Here is an 8,299-nt window from a genome sequence, read left to right on the forward strand (position 1 = left end):
CGCGCCACGGCGTGCTCCATCTCCTCCAGCACCAGGATCGCCCCGCCCTCACCGAGGACGAAGCCGTCGCGGCTCTTGGAGAAAGGTCGCGAAGCGGTGTCCGGACTGTCGTTGCGCGTCGAGAGTGCCTGCAGGCTATTGAATCCTCCCACCCCACTGACGCTGATCGCCGCCTCCGCTCCACCGGCGAGGCAGACTGGCGTGCGACCGAGGCGGATGTTATCGACCGCAGAGATGATCGAGTGGGTCGAGGAGGCGCAGGCGGAGACGGTGCCGAAGTTTGGTCCCCGGAAGCCATACTCGATCGAGATCAGCCCGGCGGCCATGTCGCTGATCAGCTTAGGTACCATATAGGGGGAGAATTGCGGTCCCTTCTCCGCATCGTAGCCCAGGAGATTCTCCTCGAGCGAACTGATCCCGCCGATGCCGCTGCAGACCACCACACCGATCTCGTCCTTATCCTCCCGCTCCAGGTCGAGCTGTGAGTCCTCGATCGCCTCCTTTGCTGCGACGAGGGCAAAGTGGGTGTACCGGTCGCACTTCCTTGCCAGCTTACGATCCAGGAAGTCGGTCGCCCGGAAGTCCTTCACCTCGCAGGCAAAGTGCGTCTTGAAGTGCTCCGGGTCAAATAGGGTGATCGGACCGGCGCCACTGCGACCCGCCTTGGCCGCTTCCCACGTCGATGGCACATCATTTCCCAGCGGTGTGACAGCGCCGATACCGGTGACGACTACTCGTTTGAGCTCCATATTATGTCTGATATTTTGCGTAGTGAGGTCCATTCGGACACCATTCATCATCTCGCACTCCCCCTACGAGCAAAGGGGATGGGTCCGCAGCGACGGACGCACCCCCTATGATCTGTCAGGCGGACGGAGAGCAGTACCATCAGCGGGACAGCCCTCTCCGCGGTAGAGACCTCTCGTGCAGAGGCTCCGGTGATCGATGATCAGCGATCCTTGACAGCCTCGAGGACGTGGTCCACAGCGTCACCGACGGTCTGGATCTTCTGTGCCTCGTCATCCTCGATCTTGATGTCAAACTCCTTCTCAAACTCCATGATCAGCTCCACGGTGTCGAGAGAGTCAGCGCCCAGGTCCAGGGTGAAGTTTGCCTCGTCCTTTACCTCAGAGGCATCTACATTGAGCTTATCGATGATGATATCCTCTACCTTCTTTGCGACTTCGTCACGTGTCATATTGGTATCTCTTATTTAGTGATTAAGTATTGAAAAACCGTACCTTTGTCTCCTGAGGATGAGATAGGCGCACGGCACACCTCACCCTTAGACTATGCAAAGATACGTATTATTTGCACAAGCAAACAAGTTCGTGCATTTTCATACCATGACAAAGATAGCAATATTCGCTTCCGGCAACGGAACCAACATGGAGCAGATCGCCGAGTACCTCGCCGCACACCCGGAGACGGCACTCTCCGTCGCCTGCGTGGTGATCAATCGCAGAGACGCCTACGTCCGTCACCGGGCGGAGCGGCTCGGGATCGAGGTAAAGTACTTCACCCGCGCGGAGCTAGCCGACCCTGAGGTGCTGCTCCCCTACCTCCGCGAGCGGGAGGTGGAGGCGATCGTGCTGGCCGGGTACATGGCGCTCATACCGCACTTCCTCCTCGAGGCATATCCCGGCCTGATCCTCAATATCCACCCCGCCCTCCTGCCCAAGTACGGTGGCAAGGGGATGTACGGCATGCACGTACACGAGGCGGTCCACGCCGCCGGCGAGCGAGAGACAGGCATCACGATCCACGAGATCGACGAGCAGTACGACCGAGGGAGGACGATCTACCAGGCGCGGACCGAGATCAGCCCGGAGGAGACGCCGGAGGAGATCGCCGTCAAGATCCACCTCCTCGAGCGCGACCACTACCCCCGCATCGTAGCCCGCTGGATCGAGTCGAAGCGCGAGGAGCACCTCCTCCACCGATAGTCCGACCAACCCCATCCCTTTAGGGAGAAATCTATTACCGGTATTAGTCGCGCCTAATACCGGGTTTAGTGCGCACTAATACCGGTAATAGATTTTCCCCTCCTCGAGACCCCTCTCAGCTGACCCATCGCCCCTGTCCGACCCGTCCGACTTGTCCGACCCGTCCGACCCGTCCGACTTGTCCGATAGAGCCCGCCTTCTTTTTCTTCTCTCAGGGAAAATGGCTACTTTTACACTGTCGGAGTTTGGCTTCGACCCTTTTTACCACTAAAAATCATCTAATCAAATACTTACACTATCGATTCATGAATACAACTGACTTCAGCATCCGCGAGATCGGCGTCACCGACCCCGAGGAGAGGAAGAAGATGCTCGAGACCATCGGCGTCAAGAGCGTCGACGACCTCATCCACCATGTCATGCCGTCGGATATCCTGCTCGACAAGGAGCTGGACCTCCCCGAGCCGATGAGCGAGCGCGAGCTGATCGAGCACATCAATGAGCTGGGCGAGAAGAATCAGATCTTCTCCTCCTACATTGGCATGGGCTGGTACGACACCTGCACCCCCGCCGTCATCCAGCGGAATATCCTCGAGAACCCCGCCTGGTACACCTCCTACACGCCCTACCAGGCTGAGGTGTCGCAGGGACGACTGGAGGCGCTCTTCAATTTCCAGACCGTCATCACCGAGCTTACCCGTCTCCCGCTGACCAATTGCTCCCTCCTCGATGAGGCGACCGCAGCCGCCGAGGCGTGCGCTATGCTGCTGAATGTCCGTAAGCGCAATGAGCAGAAGACCCGGACAAAGATCTTCGTCTCCGACAACCTCTTCACCACCACTCGCCGCGTCATCGAGACCCGCGCCTCGCAGTGGGATTGCGAGCTGGTCTACGGCTGCCCCTCAGAGATCACCCTCGACGACACCTTCGCCGGTGCCGTCGTCCAGTATACCAATGACAATGGTCAGGTGATCGAACTCAAGAGCTTCCTCGAGAAGGCAAAGAAAGCCGGCGTCCGTGTCGCCGTCGCCGCCGACCTGATGTCCCTCGTGCTGATGACCCCTCCCGGTGAGCTGGGCGCCGACATCGTCTTCGGCTCCTCACAGCGCTTCGGCGTGCCGATGTACTTCGGCGGTCCCTCTGCCGGCTACCTCGCCGCCACCGATGAGTACAAGCGCATCATCCCGGGACGCATCATCGGTGTGACCGTCGACCGTCTGGATCACAAGGCCTTCCGCCTCGCCCTCCAGACCCGCGAGCAGCACATCAAGCGCGAGCGCGCCACCTCCAATATCTGTACCGCTCAGGCACTCCTCGCCACCATCGCCGGTATGTATGCCGTCTACCACGGACCGGAGGGGCTCAAGGACATCGCCGGACGGATCCACACCTTCACCGTGGTCCTCGACCGTCAGCTCCGGAAACTCGGCTACAAGCAGGCCAATACGCTCTACTTCGACACCCTCAAGGTGGTCGACCTCTCTGAGGAGGAGGTGGCGTGCATCCGCCGCATCGCCGAGGAGAGCGGCTGCAACTTCCGCTACTTCGCCGACGGCACTTCCATCGGTATCTCCCTCGATGAGACCACGGAGGTGAGCGACCTCGCCACCCTTTTCTACATCTTCACCGAGGCGAAGAAGCCCGACACAGAGGTCGACGTGCCGGAGATCCCTGCGGAGTGGCTGGCGATGGATGAGAAGGTCCGTCGCGAGGGCGACTTCATGCAGCAGGAGGTCTTCAGCCTCTACCACACCGAGACCGAGCTGATGCGCTACTGCACCCGTCTCGGTCGGCGTGATCTCTCTCTCGCCGACTCGATGATCTCCCTCGGCTCCTGCACGATGAAGCTCAATCCTGCCGCCTCCCTCTTCATCCTCTCCAATGCCCACTTCTCCTGCATCCACCCCTACGCTCCCTCAGAGCAGGTGGAGGGCTACCTGGAGATGATCGACTGCCTCGGCAAGATGCTCTGCACGATCACTGGATTTGACGACATCTCCTTTATGCCTAACTCCGGCGCCGCAGGTGAGTACGCCGGACTACGCACCATCCGCGAGTACTTCATCGACCACGGACAGGAGGACCGCAAGGTAATCCTCCTCCCCGAGTCGGCTCACGGCACCAACCCCGCCTCCACCTCCCTCGCCGGACTGGAGCCGGTTATCGTCAAGTCGACGGAGAGCGGCGTGATCGACGTGGAGGACTTCCGCACCAAGGCAGAACAGCACAAGGATCGCCTCGCCGGCACCATGATCACCTACCCGAGTACGTACGGTATCTTCGAGGTACACATCCGTGAGCTCCTCAAGATCGTCCACGACCGCGGCGGACTGGTCTACATGGACGGTGCCAATATGAACGGTCAGTGCGGCTGGACCAACCCCGGTTTCATCGGCGCAGATGTCTGCCACCTCAACCTCCACAAGACCTTTGCCATCCCCCACGGCGGTGGAGGTCCCGGTGAGGGCTGTATCTGCATGACGAGCAAGCTCGCGCCCTACAAGCCCTCTCACCCGCTGATGCATGGCGAGGACCGCATCCCCGTCTCCTCAGCACCCTTCGGCAGCGCCGGCATCCTCGGCATCACCTACGCCTACATCCGCATGATGGGCGCCAAGGGACTCAAGGCTGCCACCGCCGGAGCGATCCTCAACTCCAACTACCTCTCCGCCCGCCTGCAGGAGGACTATGGTGTCCTCTACCGCGGTGAGACCGGCTTCGTCGGTCACGAGTGCATCGTCGAGTGCCGCAACTTCGGCTCTGTCGGCATCACCGACCTCGACATCGCCAAGCGACTCATGGACTACAACTACCACGCCCCGACGCTCTCCTTCCCCGTACACGGTACGCTCATGGTGGAGCCGACCGAGAGTGAGAGCCTCAAGGAGCTCGACCGCTTCGTCGAGGTGATGAAGCGCATCCGCGCCGACATCCGGGAGATCATGGACGGCAAGGCTGACAAGGAGGACAATGTCCTCAAGAACGCCCCCCACCCCCTCTACGAGGTGGCCACCGACGAGTGGAGCCACCCCTACACGAGGGAGAAGGCTGCCTTTGACCTCCCCTACCTCCACGACTGGAAGCACTGGGTCAATGTCGCCCGCGTCAACGACGGCTACGGCGACCGCAACCTCGTCTGCTGCTACATCCCCGCCGGCGATCTGATCTCTAAGGAGAATGAAATGAAGGAGGAGAAGTAAACCTCCTCTATATAGACCGACGAGGGGGCACGACGCTAACTGCGTCGTGCCCCCTCGGGGTCTATCGGTCGAGCCAAAGGGTCATCAGGCAGGCACGGCAGTTGGTGGTGATGCGGAAACGCTCCTGACCTCGGACGAGATAGAGGGGCAGCGTAAAGGGCGGCCGCTTGCCCTCCCGGGTGCAGTAGCCCAGCCGATGGAGCAGGCAGTGGCGGGTAAACATCACCGGCACCGGTCCCTCAGGCATCGCCACCTCCATCGCCGGGGCGATCTCTCCCGTCACGCCGAGACGGCGGTAGAGCTGCTCCGCCTGACGATTGGCGACATTATAGGTAAAGTCCAGCCTCTCCGGCAGACCGGACTCCTCCCGCGAGTGTACCCGGCTGAGGAAGGCCCGTCTCTGCTCCAGGAGCTGCTCTCCCCGGCGGTCACGCACCTCGGTCATCGCCCTGTCACAGGCCTCTCGTAGCTGATCGATAAGCTCTCGCCGCAACTCCGTCACCACTGAGGGGGGAAGGTAGAGTCCCCGAAGTCTCAGCTCAGGTCGTTCGACGCGGTAGGGCGTGTCGCCGAGCTTTGAGAGCGTGTCGGTGAGCCTCTCCGAGGGATCCTTCTGCGCCGGTTCCAGCGTCATCCTTCTCCGCACCTCCACCGCAACGGAGGGCGCTTCGGCGACAGCGGCACGGAGGACAATCTCCTGCTGCATCGCTTCACACTCCATATCAATAGGAACCTTTCGGCTCGACGCATCGTCACGCCTGAGGAGCCGATCCAGCTGATGATTGAGGTTTCGGTAGACCGTTGCCCCAGGAGCCATCTCGACCGAGCCGGAGAGCCTCAGTCGATAGGTCCCGTCCCGCAGCGGCGTCACCTGATTGATCAGCGCACCGGCAGTCGCCTTTTCATCCGGAGAGACGAGGAGGAGACCGTCACCGTTGTTGAGCTCCTTTACTCCCTCACGGAGTCGGAGCACCACCTCCCGTCCCCGACACTCGGTGAGCGTGCCGAGCTCCTCCCCTACACTCTTATTGGTAAAGGGGGTAATGCTCTCAGTCGGGATGGGACGGTGAAGCGGCGTATTGTAGTCGGTGAAGCGGCGGGAGAAGGTCTGCTCCGGGCGTGGAGTAAAGGAGAGCTCCGTCTCGCCCCACGAGCTACGGCAGTACTCCTCACTGCGTCGGTCGATGATCTCATCCACCACTCGGCGGTAGTGGGCGGTCACATTACGGACGTAGTCGATGTCCTTGAGCCGACCCTCGATCTTTAGTGAGGAGACACCCCGGTCGAGCATTTCCTCGATGATCTCCGTCCGATTGAGATCCCGCAGCGAGAGCAGGTGCTGACTGGTGAGGAGTTTATTCCCCGATGCATCCTCCAGATCGTAGCTCATACGGCAGTACTGAGCGCAGGCGCCACGATTGGCGCTGCGACCCCGGCACGCCTCGGAGATGAAGCATCGTCCGCTGTAGGAGACGCAGAGAGCGCCATGGACAAAGCTCTCCACCCGTATCCCCACCCCGTCAAGCAGGCTCGGCAGATCCGCCGTGCTCACCTCGCGCGGGAGCACCACCTGCTCTATGCCCAGCGCCTCGAGGGTGCGGAGCTTGGCATTGCTGTCGTTGTGGCACTGGGTGCTGGCATGGAGGGGAATGGGTGGCAGCTCCTCCATGAGCAGTCCCATGTCCTGTATGATCAGCGCATCGGCTCCGGCACGGTAGAGATCCCACGCCAGCGAGACCGCCTCGGGGAGCTGCTCATCCGTGAGGATCGTATTGAGCACCACGTAGGCCCGTGCGCCTACTTCGTGTGCCTCACGAGCGAGTGTAGTAATGTCCTCGAGAGAGACCCCGGCGGCGGCCCGAGCGCCAAACTTTGGCGCCCCGATATAGACCGCATCCGCTCCCGCCGATAGAGCCACCCGACCGCCCTCGAGGGACGAAGCGGGCGCCAGTATTTCGATGCTTTTCTTCATACCACAAAGGTAACCATTCCTCCCCTCAGTCAGGGAGTGCAGGCGATGGTCCAAATTTTGTACCTTTGGTGAAGAAGAATGATCAACAACGGATCTCCGGGCGACCCACGCCCGAGTCCACATCACAAGAGAGAAATATGAAAGCAAAAGATCTACTGATAGCCCTTGCGGGCACCGCAGCCACCGCCGGCGCTGCTGCTTACTACTACATCTGGAAAAACATGGGACTGCCCCGGGGAGCTTGGCCAGTGAGAGGCTTCGACCTGGAGCGCTACCTCGGCAAGTGGTACGAGATCGCCCGTTTTGACTTCCGATTCGAGAGGGATCTCGATAATACCACTGCGGAGTACTCGATGAATGACGACGGCTCCATCCGGGTCGTCAATAGCGGCTACGATCGCAAGCGGGAGGAGTGGTGCGATGCCATCGGCAAGGCTAAGACGATCGAGGACCCGGATGTGGCGAGACTGATGGTCTCCTTCTTCGGTCCCTTCTACAGCTCCTACAACATCGTTGAGCTAGATCCGGAGTACAAGTATGCCCTCGTCGTGGGTCGCAACACCGACTATCTCTGGTTTCTCTCCCGCACACCCGAGATGCCGGAGGAGGTGAAGGAGCTCTTTGTCTCCAAGGCGAGGGCTCTTGGATTCGACACCGATCGTCTCGTCTGGGTCGAGCAGGGCACCCGCGAGCGTCCCGAGGAGCCAGAGATGGAGGAGTCGGATGAGTGAGAGATCACTTCCCCTCAGGATGGCGAGGCTCCTTGCCGTATGCTTCGTCCTCCTCGCACTGCTGACCGGCGGCTGTCTGTCAGCCCGGGGAAGCGGAGATGAGGGGACTACAACTGAGCAAGAGATGAGCGAAGACAAGAGAGAGATCTACCTCGCCGGCGGCTGCTTCTGGGGGACGGAGCACTTCCTCCGCCAGATCCGTGGCGTGGTGGAGACGGAGGTGGGGTATGCCAATGGCAATACCCCCGACCCCACGTATGAGATCGTCTGTGGCGACAAGTCGGGCTATGCCGAGACCGTTCGGGTGGTCTACGACCCGGAGGTGCTGCCGACGGCAAAGTTGCTGGAGACCTTCTTCCTCGCCATTGACCCTACGGCGGTCAATCGTCAGGGCAACGACCGTGGCACGCAGTACCGCACCGGGATCTACTACAGCGACCCCTCCGATGA

At 60.8% G+C, this 8,299-nt stretch carries 7 protein-coding genes; 4 read left to right on the forward strand and 3 right to left on the reverse strand.

What is annotated here, in order from left to right:
• A partial coding sequence (locus Q0F21_RS03740; protein ID WP_297237533.1) for a beta-ketoacyl synthase N-terminal-like domain-containing protein occupies positions 1-749 on the reverse strand: 749 nt, incomplete at its 3' end.
• Positions 750-949: 200 nt separating this feature from the next.
• On the reverse strand, positions 950-1,198 hold the full coding sequence (locus tag Q0F21_RS03745) for an acyl carrier protein (RefSeq protein ID WP_018107099.1): 249 nt from the start codon (positions 1,196-1,198) through the stop codon (positions 950-952).
• A 148-nt stretch (positions 1,199-1,346) separates the two neighbouring features.
• On the opposite strand from Q0F21_RS03745, the gene Q0F21_RS03750 reads away from it, so the two are divergent.
• Positions 1,347-1,946: a phosphoribosylglycinamide formyltransferase gene (locus Q0F21_RS03750; RefSeq protein WP_297237535.1), complete on the forward strand. Its 600-nt coding sequence runs from the start codon at positions 1,347-1,349 to the stop codon at positions 1,944-1,946.
• Positions 1,947-2,251: 305 nt separating this feature from the next.
• Positions 2,252-5,146, forward strand: coding sequence for an aminomethyl-transferring glycine dehydrogenase (gene gcvP, locus Q0F21_RS03755; RefSeq protein ID WP_297237537.1), 2,895 nt, complete (start codon positions 2,252-2,254; stop codon positions 5,144-5,146).
• A 61-nt stretch (positions 5,147-5,207) separates the two neighbouring features.
• Here the strand turns inward: gcvP and Q0F21_RS03760 are convergent, their stop codons facing one another.
• Complete coding sequence (locus Q0F21_RS03760; protein WP_297237538.1) at positions 5,208-7,118, reverse strand: U32 family peptidase; 1,911 nt, start codon at positions 7,116-7,118, stop codon at positions 5,208-5,210.
• 137 nt (positions 7,119-7,255) lie between these two features.
• Here Q0F21_RS03760 and Q0F21_RS03765 point away from each other — a divergent pair, with 137 nt between their 5' ends.
• Positions 7,256-7,849 carry a lipocalin family protein gene (locus tag Q0F21_RS03765; protein ID WP_297237540.1) on the forward strand — a complete coding sequence of 198 codons (594 nt, stop codon included), beginning with the start codon at positions 7,256-7,258 and terminating at the stop codon, positions 7,847-7,849.
• A partial coding sequence (msrA, locus tag Q0F21_RS03770) for a peptide-methionine (S)-S-oxide reductase MsrA (RefSeq protein WP_297237542.1) occupies positions 7,842-8,299 on the forward strand: 458 nt, incomplete at its 3' end. The genes Q0F21_RS03765 and msrA, both read left to right, overlap by 8 nt.

The organism is uncultured Porphyromonas sp., assembly GCF_934359325.1.
Taxonomy (GTDB): Bacteria; Bacteroidota; Bacteroidia; order Bacteroidales; family Porphyromonadaceae; genus Porphyromonas_A.